Raw genomic sequence first — 18,421 nt, 5'->3', positions numbered from 1 at the left:
CTAGAACCCACCCACGTACTAGAACGTACCCAGCTTGATGATCGCGAGCAGCGCGAGCAGCTGGATCGACGCCGCGCCCAGCGCCTTCGGCCACGGCAGGTCGTGCGACTTGCTCACCATCGCGGTGAGCAGCGCGCCCGCCGCGACCCAGGTCACCCAGCCGAGCAGCTGGACGAAGGGCTGGCCGCCGCCGAGGAACATCGCCACGATCACGCGGGGCGCGTCCGTGATCGACATGATCAGCATGGAGAGGCCGACCGTCGGCTGCCAGGCGCCGTCGCCGCCGAGCTGGCGGGCGAGGGTGTGCGTGACCACGCCCAGGATGAAGGCACTGATCGTGATCGCGACGGCGGTCGTCAGGACGTACGGCACGGCCGTGGAGAGCGTGGCGCTGATGGCGTCCTCGCGGGCGCCGTCGAAGCCGAAGATCGCGAGCAGGCCGTAGAGGAACGTCACGATGACGGCCGGGGCCCACATCGCGTAGTCCCGCATCTGGAGGAAGGTCGGCCCCGGGCGCAGCACGATGCCGCGCAGCAGGTCCTTCCAGTGCAGGCGGGGTCCCACCGGCGCGGGTGCCTGGCCGGCGCGGTAGGTGTCGCCCTGGTTGTACGGGTCCTCACCCACGGAGAAGGCCTGGGTGTGACCGGGGTTGTTGGCGGCGTACGGATCGAAGCCGCCCTGGCCCCCCTGGCCGCCTCCGTGCCCCGGGTCTCCGCCCGGCCCGCCGAAGTACTCCGGCTCGCCGTGGTTGCCGTGATGGCCGCCCGCCTGCGGCCACTGTTGCCCGCCGTAACCGCCCTGGCCTTGGCCCTGGCCGCCCGCGCCTTGGCCGTACGGAGGCTGCTGCCCGCCGTGCTGCCGAGGGGGCGGCTGAGGGTAGCCGTACGGAGGCTGCTGGCCCTGGGGGGCCTGCTGCCCGTACGGCTCCTGCCGCGGTCGTTGTTGGGGTCGCGCTTGCGGGGTGCGGTTGTCCCGGCCGCGTCCGATCCTGAATCCAGCCACGAATCGAACGTACCTGGTCTGGAGGGCCCGGGTCGTCCCTCCCCGGGAGGAGAGCGGCTTTGCCGCTGACCTGTGACAACCCTTAGGGGGACCCTGAGGGGTTTTCCCCAGGGTCCAGGGTGACCTGCTCCAGGCCTGCGGCGTGCCGCGGGTGACCGCCTACTTCCCCAGCACCGCTCCGTACGCCAGCGGGTCGGAAGAGGCGGGAAGGCCAAGGGAGTTCGGCGTGACGACCGAGCCGCCGGCCCTGGCGCCGGGCAGGTCCCAGACGCCGCCCGCGGAGGAGTTCTCGCCGGGGGCGGCGACGGACAGGTCCGGTACGCCGTCTCCGTTGTGGTCGCCGAAGGCGAGGGCCCCGCCGAAGCGGTCGCCCGCCTGGGCGACGCCCAGGATGTCGGGGGAGTTCTGCTGGTACGCGACCGTGCCCGGGTTCGCCGCGCCCGCCGGGTCGAGCAGGCCCATCTCGCCGCCCTTCAGGACGGTGACGCTGCCCGCCTTCGCCGCGCTGCCGATGGCCTCGCCGGGGGCGCCCGCGATCAGGTCGTCGTGGCCGTCGGCGTCGACGTCCGCCACGGCGAGCGCGTCGCCGAAGCCGTCACCGGTCTCGGCGACCCCGGGCATGCCCGCGGTGTCCTGGTTGAAGGTCTGCTGCTCCCAGCCGAAGCTGCCGTTGGCGTCGCCGAAGCGGATGTGGATGCCGCCGCCCTTGGTGAGCTGCTCAGGACCGCACGGGTCGTCGATGTTCTCGTCGGCGATCTCGCGGCAGTTGCCGACGGCGAGGTCGTCGAAGCCGTCGCCGTTGAAGTCGCCGGAGGCGAGGGCGTTCGCGGCGCCGTTGGAGTTGTTCCAGAAGTTGCCCATGGAGCCCTCGTCCTTGTTCCAGCCGTAGAGGCGGAGGTGGGACTGGGTGTAGGGCTGGTTCTGCGTGTAGTAGCCGAGGGCGAGGTCGGGGAGCTTGTCGTTGTTGAAGTCGCCGGTCGTCAGGACCGGGGCGCGGCCGCCCATGCGGTCGGCCATGAGGGGCTGGGTGTCGGCCGTGAGCGGGTTGAAGTTGCCGACGACCTGGTCCTTGCCGCCGATGGCGAGGTCGACGTCCGTGTCACCGGTGAAGTCGGCGGCGACCAGGGCGTTTCCGAACACGTCGCCGGTCTTCGCGCCGCGGGCTGCGGTGTTGGCCTGGGCGAAGCCGTCGCCGGTGCCGTACAGAACGGTGACGGAACCGGCGTCGGTCTTGGCGTCGCCCGCGGCGGAGCCGCTATCGGACAAATCCTCGCCGGGAGCGCCGATGACGAGGTCCGCGTACTTGTCGTCGTCCACATGCGCGGCGACGACGGACCCGCCGAACCGGTCACCGGCCTCCGGGGTGCCGGGCACCTCGACGGTGGCCTGAGTGATGCGCCGCACGCCGTGCGGACCCGGCCCGTACTTCCCGCCGAACACGACGCTCACGTAACCGGCCTTGGCCTTGCCGCCGACGGTGCCGCTGGGCACGCCGACGAAGAGGTCGTCGTATCCGTCGCCGTTGAAGTCGCTGGTGAGGGGAGCGGCGGCGGGCGCGGGCGCGGCGCTCGCCCCCGCCGCGAAGGGGAGGGTGAGGCCGGTGGCTGCCAGGGCCGTGGTCGCTGCCAGGGCGAGTGTGCGTGCGCGCAGGGGCACGTGGGGCTCCAACTCAGGAGTAGGCAAAGGGAGTTGTCGGGCGGGCGGTTGGGCGGCCGGGTGGCTGGGGTCGCTCTGCTTCACAGGTTCACCTGTGTGACACCCGGAGCAGGGCAAGGGTTGCCCTGCGGGCTTCGCGCCCCGGTCAGCCCGCGAGGTCCCAGCCGAAGGCCGAGTACTTCGTGGACAGGCCCAGCTTGCTCGGGCCGAAGCTGGTGGACGACGTCGTGGAGTAGAGCGAGTCCGCGGCTCCGGGGAGGTGCCAGAGGGCGCCCGCGTCGTCGTTCTCCTGGGAGGCCGTCGCCGTGAGGTCCAGGCGGCCGTCGGCGCCGATGTCCGAGGCGAGCAGGGTCGCGCCGAAGCCGTCGATGGACTCCGAGGCGCCGGGGACACCGGGGCTGTCCTGGGTGAGCGTGATCGCGCCGGTCGTCCGCAGGCCCGAGGCGGAGCCGCGCAGCACGGTGACCGAGCCCGCGCCCATGATGACGTCGGGCTCGGAGCCGAGGCTCTCGCCGGGGGCGCCGGTCGCAAGCTCAGCGTGGCCGTCGCCGTCGAGGTCGCCCACGGCCACCGAAGCGCCGAAGTTGTCCCCGTACTCGGAGGTGCCCGGCACGCCCGAGCTGCTCTGCGTCAGGGTCGTACGGCGGGTGGCGCTCGGTCCTGACGAGGTGCCGTAGACGACGCTGACCTCTCCGCCCTTGGAGCCGGACGGCTCGTCGCCGGGCTCGTCGGGGTTGCCGATGGCGATGTCGCCGTATCCGTCGCCGTCCAGGTCGCCGATGGCGGCGGTCGTGCCCGCGCGCAGGGTCGCGCCCTTGCTCAGGCCGGATGCCGTGCCCTTGTAGTGGACGGCCGCCCCGAGGTGGTCGCTGTTGGTCTTCCTGCCGGTGACCACCAGGTCGGCCTTGGCGTCGCCGTTCACCCGGCCCGCGGTCAGGGTCGGGCTTTCGAGCGGGGCGGCGTACGACGTGACCGAACCGGTCGAGCCGGACTTGGTGAACGGGCCCCGGATCAGGCGGATCTTGAAGGGGTTGGAGCCGGTGTCGCCCTGCGCGGACACCGCGAGGTCGGGCTTCCCGTCCCCCGTGAAGTCACCCGCTGCCAGGCCGAGCCCGAAGTAACTTCCGTGCAGCGGCTGGGGGTTGTCCACCGTCGTGCCGCCGGACAGGCCGGACGACGAGCCCCAGACGATCACCACCGTGCCCGAGTCGGGGTGGCTGCCCACCTTCTCGCGCGACGAGGTGACGACGAGATCGCTGTACCCGTCGCGGTTCAGGTCCGCCGCCGCGATCTGGTGGCCGAACTCGTCGTCCTTCTCGGCCTCGCCCGGTACCCCGGGCGAGTTCTGGCTGACGACCGTGCGGCGGGCCGGGTCCGGGCTGCCGGACGCCGATCCGTACGCGACGGCGACATGGCCCGCCCAGGACTTGCCGCCGACCGTGGCGGCCGGGGCGGCGATCGCCACGTCACGGCGCCCGTCGCCGTTGAAGTCGCCCGCGAGGCCGGACGGAGCGGCCGTTGCGGTGCCGGGCAGGGCGGTGAGCAGGCCCGCCGCGAGCGTGGCGGCGGGCAGGAGGACACGGGTGGGGTTGCGCATCAAGGCTCCGGAGGCATGGGCCGGGCCCGCACGGAGGGGTGCGGGCCCGGTGTTCGGGAGGGGCGGGGGAGAGCGAAAGCGGACGGTCAGTCCGCGAAGTTGGCGCCGAAGCGCGGCGTGCCCGTGGCCGAGATGCCGACCGTGGACGTGTAGACGCCGGAGGTGCCCGCGAGGGTGCCGTCGGGGAGGGCGTCCAGGATGTAGAGCGCGCCGTTGGAGCCGTTCTCGCCGTACGCGCCGACGGAGACATCGCCCCGGCCGTCGGCGTTCAGGTCGTCGATGTGGACGTCCGAGCCGAAGAAGTCGTTCTTCTCGTTGGAGTTGGGGACGCCCGGGGTGTCCTGGCTGTAGAGCGTGGAACCCTGCGTGGAGAGGCCCGAGCCGTCCGCCGCGCCGTAGATGACGGTGACCGCGCCCGCGTCGGAGACACCCTCCAGGTCCTCGCCGGGGGAGCTCGCGACCAGGTCGAGGTGGCCGTCGCCGTTGATGTCGCCGAGGTCGAGCTCCGCGCCGAACGAGTCGCCCGTCTCGCTGCCGCCCGGGACGCCCGGCGACTCCTGGGTGATGGCCTCGCTGCCGCCGTACGGGCCGTTGGCGTTGCCCTTCACGACGTACACCGTGCCGCCCTTGTTGGCGCCGTCGATGCCCTCGTCCCAGGTGAGGCCGATGATGACGTCGCCGTAGCCGTCGCCGTCCGTGTCGCCCACGTCGGTGATGTAGCCCGCGGGCAGCCGCTGCACGCCGCTGGTGGTGACGCCGTTCGCGCTGCCCGGCAGCCAGAGGTTGGCGTTGTAGTCGTCGGCGGTGGAGAAGCCGTTGACGAGCAGGTCGTCCTTGCCGTCGCCGTTGACGTCCCCGGAGTGCAGGGTGAAGGGGCCCGCGCCTTCGCCGCTGTGGATGGGCGGGAGCACGGTGTAGTGGCCGCCGGTGGCGCCGGTGCGCTTGATGCCGCCGTCGAAGACGTCGATGGTGGCCGCGCCCGACGAGGCGCCGACGGCGAGGTCGTCCTTGCCGTCGCCGTCGAAGTCACCCGCCTCCATCGGCCCGCCGAACAGGTCGTGCTTGGTGGGGCGCGGGTCCTTGATCGTGGAGCCGCCGGACAGGCCGCTCGGGGAGCCCCACAGGACCTGGACCGTGCCGCCGTCGACGTCCGAGTCGACGTCCTCGCCGATGGCTCCGACGGCGAGGTCGTCGTAGCCGTCCCCGTCGAAGTCGCCGTACGCGGTGTCGGCGCCGAAGACGTCGCCCTTCTCGGCGGTACCGGGCACGCCCGCGCTGTTCTGGCTGTACGTGACGTGCCGCTGCTCGGCGCCGCCGTACGTCACGACGACCTGGCCCGCGCTGTCCTTGCCGCCCACGGTGGCTCCGGCGGCGGAGGTGGCGAGGTCGGCCGCGCCGTCGCCGTTGAAGTCGGCGTCGTCCGGCTGCGCGGCCGCGGGGGCCGCGACCGCGGAGGTCGCCGAGAGGGTGAGGAGTCCGCCTGTGAGGGCCGCAGCGGCGGCGGTTGCCACGGCCAGGCGGCCGGGTCTGTGCGAGGTGGTGCGCTTGTGCTTGGGCATGGGAGCTCCTGGGGTGTCGTCTGCTCAGGGGGTGGTTCAGGAGGTGGTTCAGGGGGGTGGTCGAACCCCGGACGGGCGGAGAACCTCCGCCCGTCCGGGAAAACTTGGGCTCGCTACCGGTGCAGCGGTGCAGCGGTTCAGCGGTGCAGCGATTCCGCACCGCCCTGACAGGAACAAGGGGTGTGCGGGGAACGAGAGGATCAGCGCAGCGTCGTGCCGAAGCCCGCGCCGCCGAATCCGAAGTCCGTCCCGTTGAAGGAGGCGGCGTACGACGACGTCAGACCCGTCGACGTGCCGCGCAGGGACCACACGGCGCCGGCGTCCACCGTCGTGCCGATGTCCTCGCCGACCGCGCTCGTGGCCAGGTCCGCCTTGCCGTTCTTGTTGATGTCCTTGAGGCGGACGGACGTACCGAAGCTGTCGCCCGCCTCGGAGACACCGGGCACGCCCGCGGTCTCCTGGTGCCAGGCCTTGCCGGAGGTGAACTGGCCCGCGGCGGACTTGAGGAGCGTCACGCTGCCGGAGCCGTCCACGGTGCCGACCTCCTCGCCGGGCGCGCCCACCGCGAGGTCGGCGAGGCCGTCGCCGGTGACGTCGCCCACGGCCACGGACGTGCCGAAGCCGTCGTCCGCCTCGTCGGCGCCCGGAACACCCGTGCTGCTCTGGTCGTACGTCACCGGGGCGCCGAACTTGTCGTCGCCGCCGAAGCGCACGGTGACCGAACCACCCTGGCCGTCCCGGGAGTTGCCGGTGACCAGGTCGGCGTAGCCGTCGCCGTTGACGTCACCGGCGGCGGCCGCGTCACGCGTGGCCGTCGGGTCGGCGCCCTCGCCGAGGACCTCCGCCTGGTAGCCGTAGTCGCCGACGCCGCCGCTCATGTGGGCGGTGTAGGCGCCGCCGTCCGCGCGCTCGCCGTACAGGACGTAGCCGAAGCCGTCCTTGTACTTGAAGTTGCCGGTGACCATGCCGTCCAGGCGGACGCCCTCGGGCAGGAAGTCGACCTCGAGGCCGACCGGGTGGGTGTCGTTCTCGCCGCTGCCGCTGTAGTACCACCAGTTGTCGCCGCTGATCACGGCCAGCTGGGGCGAGCCGTCGGTGTCCAGGTCGTTCCAGGTGGTGGCCTCGCCGAAGCGGCCCGCGGTGTCCTCGGGGGCGTTCACGACGTGTCCGGCGGAGGTGAAGGCGTTCTTGCCGCCCTTGATGACGGTGACGGAGCCGGAGGGCTTGCCCGTCACCTGCTCGCCGGGGGCGCCGATGATCAGGTCCGCGTAGCCGTCACCGTTCGTGTCACCGCTGGTGACGTTCTCGCCGAACTCGTCCTCATTCTCGGTGACTCCGGGAACCCCGGCCGTGTCCTGGGTGACGGTGACCGAGCGGCCCTCGGACACACCCGATGCCGAGCCGAACGTCACGGTCACGGAGTTGGCGCCGGGCGTGCCGATCGCGAGGTCGCGGTAGCCGTCGCCGTTGTAGTCGTCCTTGAGCGTCGACGCGGCGCTCGCCGTGCCCGCGAGGGGCAGCGTCAGGCCCGCGGCGGCGAGGGCCGCGACACTCGCGGCGATGGCCAGATTACGTACGCGCACGTGGAGCTCCCGGGAGTGGGGAAATGGTTCCGGGGGTGTGACTGGCGAGGCGTACGAATGGTTGTGCGACGAGGGCGGAGAGGTGGCCGAAAAGTGAACGGGCCGCGCCACCTCCCAGGCACCCCTAAGTGACCCCAAAGGGTGCTATTCGCGCCAGAGTTGGACACCGACGTCGTCGGCCGTGAAGTGCTGGACGCCCTCGGTCTCCAGGCCCTTCCCGGTGCCCCCGATGACCAGGAAGTGGCCGGGGGCCTTCTTCCATTTCTGGGAGAAGACGACCACGTCCTGGCGGCGGTCGCCGTCGACGTCAAGCAGGTCGAGATGTTCCAGCTGGTTCGGCGCGATGCCCTCGGGCAGGCCCTCGTCCCCGCCGGTCACGGTCTGGGTCCGCTCCGTGGTCGGCCCGTGGGGGCCGCCGCGCAGCAGGAGGATCCTGTCGGGGTCGATGATGTGGAAGCCGGGCCGCCCCGCCACCAGGTCCGCGCGGCGGTCCCCGTCGACGTCACCGGCCATCGGGCCGCTGCCCCAGGTGGAGCCGCGCCCCTCCATGACCCGGGAGGCGCGGCCGCTGCCGAGCCCGGCCTTCGAACCGTGGATGACGGTGAGCTTGCTGATGCCGTGGGCGGCCTCGCCGGTGGCGACGAAGTCGTCGATGCCGTCGCCGTCCACGTCGCCCGCGCCGCCGCCGCGCGGCCCGTCGTAGGTCCCCATCTCCCCTTCGAGCTCGCCCTGCGGACCGCTGTCACGGGCGAGGCCCTTGGCCCCGCCCCGGAAGTAGACGGCCTGCGCGGGGGCCGGGGGCGGGTCGTCGTTCTGCTCGTAGTCGTCCCCGTGGTACTCGTTCGTCATCACCACGTCGGTGCGGGAGTCCCCGTCGAAGTCACCGGTGACGACGTCCAGGGGGAAGGCGTTGGGTGTGTCCACGGGCTCGGAGCGGGCCGGTGCCTTCTTCTTCCGGTCGAAGGGGCCGAACAGGGTCCGGCTGCCGTCGAAGAGGTCCGTGGCGCCGTCGCCGTCGAAGTCACCGGCGGCCTCCGGCGTGAAGCCGTCCACGTCGAGGCGCGTGGCACCGGAGAGCCCTCGCGCGCCACCGAACATCGCGAAGGCCTCGGTGTCGCTGGAGCCGGACTCGCGCCGCGACGAGACGAGGTCCGTGAAGCCGTCGTCGTCGAGGTCGGTCCGCAGCAGGCGGCCGAACACCGCCTGCTCGGGGCCCGCCGGGAGGTTCACGGACCACTCCGGCCGCAGGCCGTCCGGGGAGCCGAACACCACGGTCAGAGTGGAGGTGGTCCGCTCGCGGTTCCGGTCCGTCAGGCGGCCGGACTGAAGGACGGTCGCGTAGTCGTCGTACCCGTCGCCGTTGAAGTCCTTGGGCGAAGGCTCCTTGGACGCCTTGCCGGCGGCCGGCCGCCCGGACCGCTTCGTTCCGTTCCCGTCATCCGACGCACCGCATCCGGCCAGCAGAGCCGCCGTACAGCAGAGGGCCACAAGACCCGCCCGCCGCGCCGCTCTCACGCACCGTCCCCGAGCGCCAGGAACTCCTGCGTGGAGAAGGTGAGCCGGGGCTTACGCGCGACCAGGTCGCCCTTCACCCCCGGATACACACCCACCGTGTCCTCGCCGTCTCCCCGGTAGGTACGCAGGATCAGATCGGCCCGCTCGTCCCCGTCGAAGTCCGCGACGGCCAGGACCTGCGTGGTGCCCTTGGCCGAGGGGATCACCGTCGCGGTGGCGTTCTTGTCGATCCCCGCCGTACGTCCCCGGAAGACCCGCACCTCACCGGCGCCGCCGCCGCTTCCGCTGCCGCCCCCGCTCAGGACGAGTTCGCTCAGGCCGTCCCCGTCGAGGTCGCCCGCGTCCACGGCCACGTTCTTCGCCTCCAGCGTGCCGCGCAGGGTGCCGGGCACGTCGTAGCGCAGGGCGACGCCCGCCGGGCCCGCGATCGCCGCGTCCGTCGCCTTGGCCTTGCCGAAGCGGCCGAACGCGACGTCGGTGCCCGCGGGGAAGAGCACGCCGGTCTCGGCGGGGCCCTTGGGGCCGCCCAGGACGAGGGCGCCGGCCGCGGCGCCGGACGCGTTCGCGGCCTTGCGGACCAGGACGTCGTCGTAGCCGTCGCGGTCGACGTCCGTGGCCCTGCCGGTGACGAGGTCGTTGCCGGGCGCGGCCAGGGGCTTGCCCGCGGCGCGCGGGGCCCCGGTCCGCTTGAACGGGCCGCGCAGGTAGGTGAGCCGGGCGCCGCTCGCGTGCAGGACGAGGTCGGCGGCGCCGTCCCCGTCGAAGTCGCCGCACACCGGCTGGTCGGACCAGTCGTTGCCGAAACGTGCCTGCGCGGGCACCTTCACCTTCACGGCCTTGCCGGTCAGGCCCTTGGGCGAGCCGAAGAGGATCTGCAGCGGCACGGGCGGCTGGCCGATGCCGTCGTACGGCGGGTCGGTGGAGACCAGCAGATCGGTGAACCCGTCCTTGTCGAGGTCGCAGGACGCCTCCGACTCGAAGGACGCGGGCAACTCGCCCTTGGTGCGGGCCCCGTTGGTCCGCGCGCTCAGCAACTGCCGTGCCCCGGGCCGCAGTCCGGTCCTGGAGCCGTAGACGACACCGATGCCCGCGTCGTCGCCGTGGCCGCTGTGCACCAGGTCGTCGAGTACGAGATCGGGGGCGCCGTCACCGTTGAAGTCGTCGTCGACCTTGCTGCCCTTGCCCTGCGGTACGGGCAGCTGCGCCGCGCCCTTGCCCGCCATGCTGACGGGCCGGTGCCGTGTCTCAGGCTTGCCCGCGTCGTCGGTGCCGCCGCAGCCCGCGAGCAGCAGCGCGCAGCTGACGACGGCTGCCGTACCCACGACACCCCCGCGTCTGACGCCAGGTATGCCACGTATCCCGGCACTGCGCATGCCCATCACCCACCCCGACCGCCCCAGCTGACAACAACCAGCACATGATGCCCCCCTCCCGCTCCACACGAAAGGCCGGTCCCGCCCCGGAGGGCGGAACCGGCCTGAAGGCGGTGCGGGAGCGCGGCTACTTGACCGGCTCGGGCTCCGGCTCGTCCGCGGTCTCGGACTCACCGGCGGGGTCCACCGGGGTCTTCACGGAGTCGAGCAGCAACTGCGCGACGTCCACGACCTGGAGGGCTTCCTTCGCCGCTCCGTCGTTCTTCTTGCCGTTGACGGAGTCGGTGAGCATCACCAGGCAGAACGGGCAGGCGGTCGACACGATGTCGGGGTTGAGGCTGAGCGCCTCGTCGACCCGCTCCGTGTTGATGCGCTTGCCGATCCGCTCCTCCATCCACATCCGCGCACCACCGGCGCCGCAGCAGAAGCCGCGCTCCTTGTGGCGGTGCATCTCCTGCTGGCGCAGGCCGGGGACGGCGGACATGATCTCGCGCGGCGGCGTGTAGATCTTGTTGTGCCGGCCCAGGTAGCACGGGTCGTGGTAGGTGATGAGGCCCTCGACGGGCGTCACCGGGATCAGCTTGCCCTCGTCGATGAGGTGCTGGAGCAGCTGCGTGTGGTGGATGACCTCGTAGTCGCCGCCGAGCTGCGGGTACTCGTTGCCGAGCGTGTTGAGGCAGTGCGGGCAGGTCGCGACGATCTTCTTCGCGGTCTTCGGCTTCTTGGTCGACTCGTCCTCGTCGTCCTCGCCGAACGCCATGTTCAGCATCGCGACGTTCTCCTGGCCGAGCTGCTGGAACAGCGGCTCGTTGCCCAGGCGGCGCGCGGAGTCACCGGTGCACTTCTCGTCGCCGCCCATGATCGCGAACTTGACGCCCGCCATGTTGAGCAGTTCAGCGAAGGCCTTGGTGGTCTTCTTCGCCCGGTCTTCGAGGGAGCCCGCGCAGCCGACCCAGTAGAGGTACTCGACCTCGGTGAGGTCCTCGATGTCCTTGCCGACGACCGGCACCTCGAAGTCGAGCTCCTTGAGCCACTCCAGGCGCTGCTTCTTCGCCAGGCCCCAGGGGTTGCCCTTCTTCTCCAGGTTCTTGAGCATCGTCCCGGCCTCGGACGGGAACGCGCTCTCGATCATCACCTGGTAGCGGCGCATGTCGACGATGTGGTCGATGTGCTCGATGTCCACCGGGCACTGCTCGACGCAGGCGCCGCAGCTGGTGCAGGACCACAGGACGTCGGGGTCGATGACGCCGTTCTCCTCGGCGGTGCCGATGAGGGGGCGCTCGGCCTCGGCGAGAGCGGCGGCCGGAACGTCCTTGAGCTGCTCCTCGGTCGCCTTCTCGTTGCCCTCCATGTCCTTGCCGCCACCGGCGAGCAGGTACGGGGCCTTGGCGTGCGCGTGGTCGCGCAGCGACATGATCAGGAGCTTCGGCGAGAGCGGCTTGCCGGTGTTCCAGGCGGGGCACTGCGACTGGCAGCGGCCGCACTCGGTGCACGTACTGAAGTCGAGGAGCCCCTTCCAGGAGAACTGCTCGACCTGGCTGACGCCGAAGACGGCGTCCTCCGCCGGGTCCTCCCAGTCGATCGGCTTGCCGCCGGACGTCATGGGCTGGAGCTCGCCGAGCGTCGTGGAGCCGTCCGCGTCGCGCTTGAACCAGATGTTCGGGAACGCGAGGAAGCGGTGCCAGGCGACGCCCATGTTCGTGTTGAGCGCGACGGTGATCATCCAGATGAAGGACGTCGCGATCTTGACCATGGCGAAGAAGTACGTGAGGTTCTGCAGCGTCGAGAGGTCCATGCCGCCGAACCACGAGACGAACGGGTACGAGATGAAGAACGACGCCTCGTAGCTGTCCACGTGGTGCTGGGCACCCTCAAGGGCGTGCAGCGTGAAGATGCAGACGCCGACGATGAGGATGACGGCCTCGACGAAGTACGCCTGGCCCTTCTTGGAGCCCGCGAAGCGGGACTTGCGGCCGGGCTTGTCCGGGTTGCTCAGCTGCCGGATGACGATCAGCGTCAGGATGCCGACCACCGTCATGGTGCCGATGAACTCGACGAACATGTTGTACGGCGCCCACTCGCCGATGATCGGCAGCATCCAGTCGGCCTCGAAGAGCTGGCCGATGGCGTTGACGATGGTCAGGAGCAGCGAGAAGAAGCCCACCGCCACGAACCAGTGCGCGACGCCGACGACGCCCCAGCGGTTCATGCGGGTGTGGCCGAGGAACTCCTTGGCCACGGTGACGGTGCGCTGTACGGGCTGATCGGTGCGGGTGCCTGCCGGGACGGACTGGCCGAGCCGCATGAACTGGTAGATCTGCACGATGGCACGGCCGAACAGCGCGACGCCGACCGCGATTAGGACCAGCGACACGATGATCGCGGCGAGTTGCATTTGGGGGCTCCTCGGGCCTGCGAGGCGAACTATTACTAAGCGGTAACTTATGCAGTCCGTCTGAGACTACCCACTTACTCAGCCGCACTGTAGCCAGCGTGGCGGTGATCTGCGTCGCTCAGGCAACCCTGCGTTGCGGCTTCGCTGGGGCCGCCACTGTCTGCGGGCCGGTTGTGGCTGGTCGCGCAGTTCCCCGCGCCCCTTACGGGGCCCCCGGTTGCGCGTAAGGCTGGGATAAGAGTTGAGTCCCTCGCACTCAGGTCTGTTGACTCCAGCGAGGCGTTCATGCATGGTTGAGCCAGATCCACTCAAGAAGTACATCTGGAGGAATCGAAATGGCACGTGCGGTCGGCATCGACCTGGGCACGACTAACTCTGTCGTCAGCGTTCTTGAAGGCGGCGAGCCCACCGTCATCACCAACGCCGAGGGCGCCAGGACCACGCCGTCCGTCGTCGCCTTCGCGAAGAACGGCGAGGTGCTGGTCGGCGAGGTGGCCAAGCGCCAGGCGGTCACCAACGTCGACAGGACCATCCGTTCGGTCAAGCGCCACATGGGCACTGACTGGAAGGTGGACATCGACGACAAGGGGTTCAACCCCCAGCAGATCTCGGCGTTCATCCTGCAGAAGCTGAAGCGCGACGCGGAGTCGTACCTCGGCGAGAAGGTGGCCGACGCGGTCATCACCGTCCCGGCGTACTTCAACGACTCGGAGCGCCAGGCGACGAAGGAGGCCGGCGAGATCGCGGGCCTGAACGTCCTGCGCATCGTGAACGAGCCGACGGCCGCCGCGCTCGCGTACGGCCTCGACAAGGACGACCAGACGATCCTCGTCTTCGACCTCGGTGGCGGCACCTTCGACGTGTCCCTCCTGGAGATCGGCGACGGCGTCGTCGAGGTGAAGGCCACGAACGGCGACAACCACCTCGGTGGTGACGACTGGGACCAGCGCGTCGTCGACTACCTGGTCAAGCAGTTCAACAACGGCCACGGCGTGGACCTCTCCAAGGACAAGATGGCGCTCCAGCGCCTGCGCGAGGCGGCCGAGAAGGCCAAGATCGAGCTGTCCTCCTCCACGGAGACCTCGATCAACCTTCCGTACATCACGGCGTCCGCCGAGGGCCCGCTGCACCTGGACGAGAAGCTCACGCGCGCCCAGTTCCAGCAGCTCACGTCCGACCTTCTTGAGCGGTGCAAGAACCCGTTCAACAACGTCATCAAGGACGCGGGCATCCAGCTCAGCGAGATCGACCACGTCGTTCTCGTCGGTGGCTCGACCCGTATGCCCGCCGTCGCGGAGCTCGTCAAGGAGCTGACCGGTGGCCAGGACGCCAACAAGGGCGTGAACCCGGACGAGGTCGTCGCCATCGGCGCCGCCCTCCAGGCCGGTGTCCTCAAGGGCGAGGTCAAGGACGTCCTGCTCCTCGACGTCACCCCGCTGTCCCTCGGCATCGAGACCAAGGGAGGGATCATGACCAAGCTCATCGAGCGCAACACCACGATCCCGACCAAGCGCTCCGAGATCTTCACGACGGCCGAGGACAACCAGCCGTCCGTCCAGATCCAGGTCTACCAGGGCGAGCGCGAGATCGCGGCGTACAACAAGAAGCTCGGAATGTTCGAGCTCACGGGCCTGCCGCCGGCCCCGCGCGGTGTCCCGCAGATCGAGGTCGCCTTCGACATCGACGCCAACGGCATCATGCACGTGACGGCCAAGGACCTCGGCACCGGCAAGGAGCAGAAGATGACCGTCACCGGCGGCTCCTCGCTGCCGAAGGACGAGGTCGACCGCATGCGCCAGGAGGCCGAGCAGTACGCGGACGAGGACCACAAGCGCCGCGAGGCCGCCGAGTCCCGCAACCAGGGCGAGCAGCTCGTCTACCAGACGGAGAAGTTCCTCGCGGACAACGCGGACAAGGTCCCCGGTGACGTGAAGACCGAGGTCGAGTCCGCCGTCGAAGAGCTGAAGGAAAAGCTCAAGGGCGAGGACACGGCGGAGATCCGCACGGCCACCGAGAAGGTCGCGGCCGTCTCCCAGAAGCTGGGCCAGGCCATGTACGCGGACGCGCAGGCGGCCGGCGGCGAGGGCGCGGCCCCCGGTGCCGAGGGCGCCGAGGCCCCGAACATGTCCAAGGAAGACGACGTCGTCGACGCCGAGATCGTCGACGACGAGAAGCCCGGTGACTCGAAGGGCGGCGCCGCATGACCGAGGAGACTCCGGGCTTCGGTGACGACACCGAGAAGTCCGACGTCCCCTCCGGCGCCACCCCTGATGACGCGGCGCCGCAGGCCGCCGAGCCCTCCACTGAGGAGGGCCCGGCGGCCCCGGCCGGGGACGCAGCAAGCAATGCATCGGCGCAGTCGGCCCAGGACGTGGGCCTGATCGCGCAGCTGGACCAGGTGCGTACGGCGCTCGGCGAGCGCACGGCGGACCTCCAGCGGCTCCAGGCGGAGTATCAGAACTACCGCCGCCGTGTGGAGCGGGACAAGGTCACCGTCAAGGAGATCGCCGCGGCGAACCTCCTGGGCGAACTCCTCCCGAGCCTCGACGACATCGGCCGCGCGCGTGAGCACGGCGAGCTGGTGGGCGGGTTCAAGTCGGTCGCGGAGGCCCTTGAGACGGTCGTCGCCAAGATGGGCCTCCAGCAGTTCGGCAAGGAGGGCGAGCCCTTCGACCCGACGATCCACGAGGCCCTGATGCACTCGTACGCGCCGGACGTCACGGAGACGACCTGCGTCGCGATCCTGCAGCCGGGGTACCGCATCGGCGAGCGCACCATCCGCCCCGCGCGGGTGGCCGTGGCCGAGCCGCAGCCCGGTGCGCAGACGGTCAAGGGCGAGGAATCCGCCGAGGCCCCCGCGGACGGGGCTCAGGACAAGGAGACCGGTGGCCCGGACGAGGGCTGACGTAACGGAGCTGTTGTGAAGCGAGAGGAGGGACGTCGGGGATGAGCACCAAGGACTTCATCGAGAAGGACTACTACAAGGTCCTCGGCGTCCCCAAGGACGCCACCGAGGCCGAGATCAAGAAGGCGTACCGGAAACTCGCCCGCGAGAACCACCCGGACGCCAACAAGGGCAACGCGAAGGCGGAGGAGCGCTTCAAGGAGATCTCCGAGGCGAACGACGTCCTCGGGGACCCCAAGAAGCGCAAGGAGTACGACGAAGCGCGTGCTCTCTTCGGCAACGGCGGCTTCCGGGCAGGTCCCGGAGGCGGCGGTGCCCCAGGCTCCTTCAACTTCGACCTGGGGGACCTCTTCGGAGGCGGCGCCCAGGGCGGTGGAGCGGGCGGCGCCGGCGGTGCCGGCGGCTTCGGCGGCGGTCTGGGTGACGTCTTCGGGGGCCTGTTCAACCGAGGCGGCACGGGAGCGGGCGGCGCGGGCACGCGTACGCAGCCCCGGCGCGGCCAGGACATCGAGTCCGAGGTCACGCTGAGCTTCACGGAGGCGGTGGACGGGGCCACGGTCCCGCTCCGGATGTCCTCCCAGGCTCCCTGCAAGGCCTGTTCCGGCACCGGCGACAAGAACGGCACGCCGCGCGTGTGCCCGACCTGCGTCGGCACGGGCCAGGTCACGCGGGGAGGCGGCGGCGGTTTCTCCCTCACGGACCCCTGCGTGGACTGCAAGGGCCGCGGGCTCATCGCCCAGGACCCCTGCGAGGTCTGCAAGGGCTCGGGCAGGGCGAAGTCGTCCCGCACGATGCAGGTGCGGATCCCCGCGGGCGTCTCGGACGGCCAGCGCATCCGCCTGCGCGGCAAGGGCGGTCCCGGTGAACGGGGCGGCCCCGCGGGCGACTTGTACGTGGTCGTGCACGTCGACACCCACCCGGTCTTCGGCCGCAAGGGCGACAACCTGACGGTGACGGTGCCGGTGACGTTCACCGAGGCGGCACTGGGCGGCGAGGTGAAGGTCCCCACACTGGGCGGCCCGCCGGTCACCCTGAAGCTGCCGCCGGGCACGCCCAACGGCCGTACGATGCGGGCGCGGGGCAAGGGCGCGGTGCGCAAGGACGGTTCGCGGGGCGACCTCCTCGTGACGGTGGAGGTGGCGGTCCCGACCGACCTCACCGACACGGCGAAGGAAGCCCTGGAGGCTTACCGCAAGGCGACTGCGGACGACGATCCGCGGGCAGAACTGTTCCAGGCCGCGAAGGGAGCATGAGATGGACGGCCGTCGTCGAAATCCGTACCAACTGACCGACGAGACGCCGGTCTACGTCATCTCGGTGGCCGCCCAGCTGAGCGGACTCCACCCGCAGACCCTGCGCCAGTACGACCGCCTGGGCCTGGTCTCCCCGGACCGTACGCCGGGCCGGGGCCGCCGGTATTCGGCCCGCGACATCGACCTGCTCCGCACGGTGCAGCAGCTGTCGCAGGAAGAGGGCATCAACCTCGCGGGCATCAAGCGCATCATCAAGCTCGAGAACCAAGTGGCGGCGCTCCAGTCGAGGGTGGCGGAGCTGTCGTCGGCGGTGGAGGGCGCGGCCGCGGCGATGCAGCAGCGCGAGGCGGCGGTGCACGCGTCGTACCGCCGCGACCTGGTGCCTTACCAGGACGTGCAGCAGGCGAGCGCGCTGGTGGTGTGGCGCCCCAAGAGGGCGACGGAGTAGTTCGTACGCAGCGTGTGCCGGGGCCGGGAGGTGGGAACCTCCCGGCCCCTTCGCGCGTTGCGGTGGTCGACCAGAAGTGATTGTCGCGGGGGAAGTGGAATTCCATGGCCATGGTGGGACTGTTCTGGATCGCCGAGGGCGACGTGTACGTGGGCGCGAAGCCGTCGGGCCTCGCGGCGGGGGTGCGGCTGACGCCGGAGGGCGTGGTGGCCCTGGGCGACAAGCAGCCGGGCATGTGGCCCTGGGAGGACGTCCACGCGCTGGCGGCGCAGGACGTGCCCGTGAAGTCCCTCAAGCGGAACGTGGGCGTGCTGGTGGACATGGCCCTGACGGTGGGCCTCGGAGGGGGCGACGAGGCGCCGACGATGACGCTGCGGGTCTCGGACGCCGACGGCGACACGGACCTGATGGTGTACACGGCGGCGGCGACAGGGTACTCACAGAGGGAGTACGACCTCTCCCGCGAGCTCTTGTCCCGCCTGACCCAGGGCGCGGGCACGCTGCTGACCACCCTGGCGGCGATGGCGGAGTGGGGCAGGAGCCATGAAGGCGGGACGCCGAGGGCGGCGGAGCGCGAGGAACTACTACGAACGTGGACGGAGTCCTGATGCCCAGCTCTCCCGTGAGCGCACCGACCCAGACGGACCTGACGCACTTGCGCCGCTGCGTGGAGCTGGCGAGGGAAGCCCTGGACGCGGGCGACGAACCCTTCGGCTCGCTCCTGGTGTCGGCGGACGGCAAGGTCCTCCAGGAGGACCGCAACCGGGTGGCGGGCGGAGACCAGACCCGCCACCCCGAGTTCGAACTGGCCCGCTGGTCGGCGGAGCACCTGCCGCCCGGGGAACGGGCGGGCGCCACGGTCTACACCTCGGGCGAACACTGCCCCATGTGCTCGGCGGCGCACGCCTGGGTGGGCCTGGGCCGCATCGCGTACGCGGCGTCGTCGGCGCAACTGGCGTCATGGCTGAAGGAGCTGAACGCCCCACCGTCACCGGTCATCTCTCTCCCGATCGGGGAGATCGCACCGGGCGTGGCGGTGACGGGGCCTGCTCCTGAACTGGCGGAGGAAGTAAGGGAGTTGCACACCCGGTTCGCACGGAGTCGACGCACGTCGTCCTGACTGCTGGGCGGTTCG

Annotated in this window: 14 protein-coding genes; 6 read left to right on the top strand and 8 right to left on the bottom strand. The window is 70.8% G+C overall.

Annotated elements, in window-relative coordinates:
- Positions 1–18 precede the first annotated feature (18 nt).
- From ABZ833_RS26225 to ABZ833_RS26190, 8 genes are all read right to left on the bottom strand, one after another.
- Complete coding sequence (locus ABZ833_RS26225; protein ID WP_361050938.1) at positions 19–1,002, bottom strand: Yip1 family protein; 984 nt, start codon at positions 1,000–1,002, stop codon at positions 19–21.
- A gap of 159 nt (positions 1,003–1,161) precedes the next feature.
- On the bottom strand, positions 1,162–2,658 hold the full coding sequence (locus ABZ833_RS26220; RefSeq protein WP_361050935.1) for an FG-GAP and VCBS repeat-containing protein: 1,497 nt from the start codon (positions 2,656–2,658) through the stop codon (positions 1,162–1,164).
- 145 nt (positions 2,659–2,803) lie between these two features.
- Positions 2,804–4,255: an FG-GAP and VCBS repeat-containing protein gene (locus tag ABZ833_RS26215; protein WP_361050932.1), complete on the bottom strand. Its 1,452-nt coding sequence runs from the start codon at positions 4,253–4,255 to the stop codon at positions 2,804–2,806.
- Between the two features lie 86 nt (positions 4,256–4,341).
- Entirely contained in the window at positions 4,342–5,814 is a 1,473-nt protein-coding gene (locus ABZ833_RS26210; RefSeq protein ID WP_361050929.1) for an FG-GAP repeat protein, read from the bottom strand.
- A 200-nt stretch (positions 5,815–6,014) separates the two neighbouring features.
- Positions 6,015–7,397 (bottom strand): FG-GAP repeat protein, encoded by a 1,383-nt coding sequence (locus ABZ833_RS26205; protein WP_361050926.1) that lies wholly within the window; start codon positions 7,395–7,397, stop codon positions 6,015–6,017.
- A 144-nt stretch (positions 7,398–7,541) separates the two neighbouring features.
- The gene (locus ABZ833_RS26200; RefSeq protein ID WP_361050923.1) at positions 7,542–8,912 is read right to left on the bottom strand and encodes a VCBS repeat-containing protein; all 1,371 of its coding nucleotides are present in this window, start codon (positions 8,910–8,912) and stop codon (positions 7,542–7,544) included.
- Positions 8,909–10,234 (bottom strand): VCBS repeat-containing protein, encoded by a 1,326-nt coding sequence (locus tag ABZ833_RS26195; protein ID WP_361050920.1) that lies wholly within the window; start codon positions 10,232–10,234, stop codon positions 8,909–8,911. The genes ABZ833_RS26200 and ABZ833_RS26195 overlap by 4 nt, the downstream gene beginning before the upstream one ends.
- A 178-nt stretch (positions 10,235–10,412) precedes the next feature.
- Positions 10,413–12,680: a (Fe-S)-binding protein gene (locus ABZ833_RS26190; RefSeq protein ID WP_361050917.1), complete on the bottom strand. Its 2,268-nt coding sequence runs from the start codon at positions 12,678–12,680 to the stop codon at positions 10,413–10,415.
- Between the two features lie 335 nt (positions 12,681–13,015).
- Between ABZ833_RS26190 and dnaK the strand changes: the two genes are divergently transcribed.
- The 6 genes from dnaK to ABZ833_RS26160 all read left to right on the top strand — a co-directional run bounded on the left by dnaK (position 13,016) and on the right by ABZ833_RS26160 (position 18,406).
- On the top strand, positions 13,016–14,884 hold the full coding sequence (gene dnaK / locus ABZ833_RS26185) for a molecular chaperone DnaK (RefSeq protein ID WP_361050914.1): 1,869 nt from the start codon (positions 13,016–13,018) through the stop codon (positions 14,882–14,884).
- Positions 14,881–15,585: a nucleotide exchange factor GrpE gene (gene grpE / locus ABZ833_RS26180; protein WP_361050911.1), complete on the top strand. Its 705-nt coding sequence runs from the start codon at positions 14,881–14,883 to the stop codon at positions 15,583–15,585. The genes dnaK and grpE overlap by 4 nt, the downstream gene beginning before the upstream one ends.
- A 41-nt stretch (positions 15,586–15,626) precedes the next feature.
- On the top strand, positions 15,627–16,838 hold the full coding sequence (gene dnaJ, locus ABZ833_RS26175) for a molecular chaperone DnaJ (RefSeq protein WP_361050908.1): 1,212 nt from the start codon (positions 15,627–15,629) through the stop codon (positions 16,836–16,838).
- A gap of 1 nt (position 16,839) precedes the next feature.
- The gene (locus ABZ833_RS26170; RefSeq protein WP_361050905.1) at positions 16,840–17,286 is read left to right on the top strand and encodes a helix-turn-helix domain-containing protein; all 447 of its coding nucleotides are present in this window, start codon (positions 16,840–16,842) and stop codon (positions 17,284–17,286) included.
- A 104-nt stretch (positions 17,287–17,390) separates the two neighbouring features.
- Positions 17,391–17,894 (top strand): hypothetical protein, encoded by a 504-nt coding sequence (locus ABZ833_RS26165; protein WP_361050902.1) that lies wholly within the window; start codon positions 17,391–17,393, stop codon positions 17,892–17,894.
- On the top strand, positions 17,894–18,406 hold the full coding sequence (locus ABZ833_RS26160; protein WP_361050899.1) for a nucleoside deaminase: 513 nt from the start codon (positions 17,894–17,896) through the stop codon (positions 18,404–18,406). Before ABZ833_RS26165 ends, ABZ833_RS26160 begins: the two co-directional genes overlap by 1 nt.
- Positions 18,407–18,421: the final 15 nt, after the last annotated feature.

The sequence above is a fragment of the Streptomyces sp. NPDC047525 genome (genome assembly GCF_040643025.1).
Classification (GTDB): domain Bacteria; phylum Actinomycetota; class Actinomycetes; order Streptomycetales; family Streptomycetaceae; genus Streptomyces; species Streptomyces durmitorensis.
The sequence above is the reverse complement of the archived record's forward strand: the minus strand, read 5'-3'. Positions and strand labels throughout refer to the sequence as shown.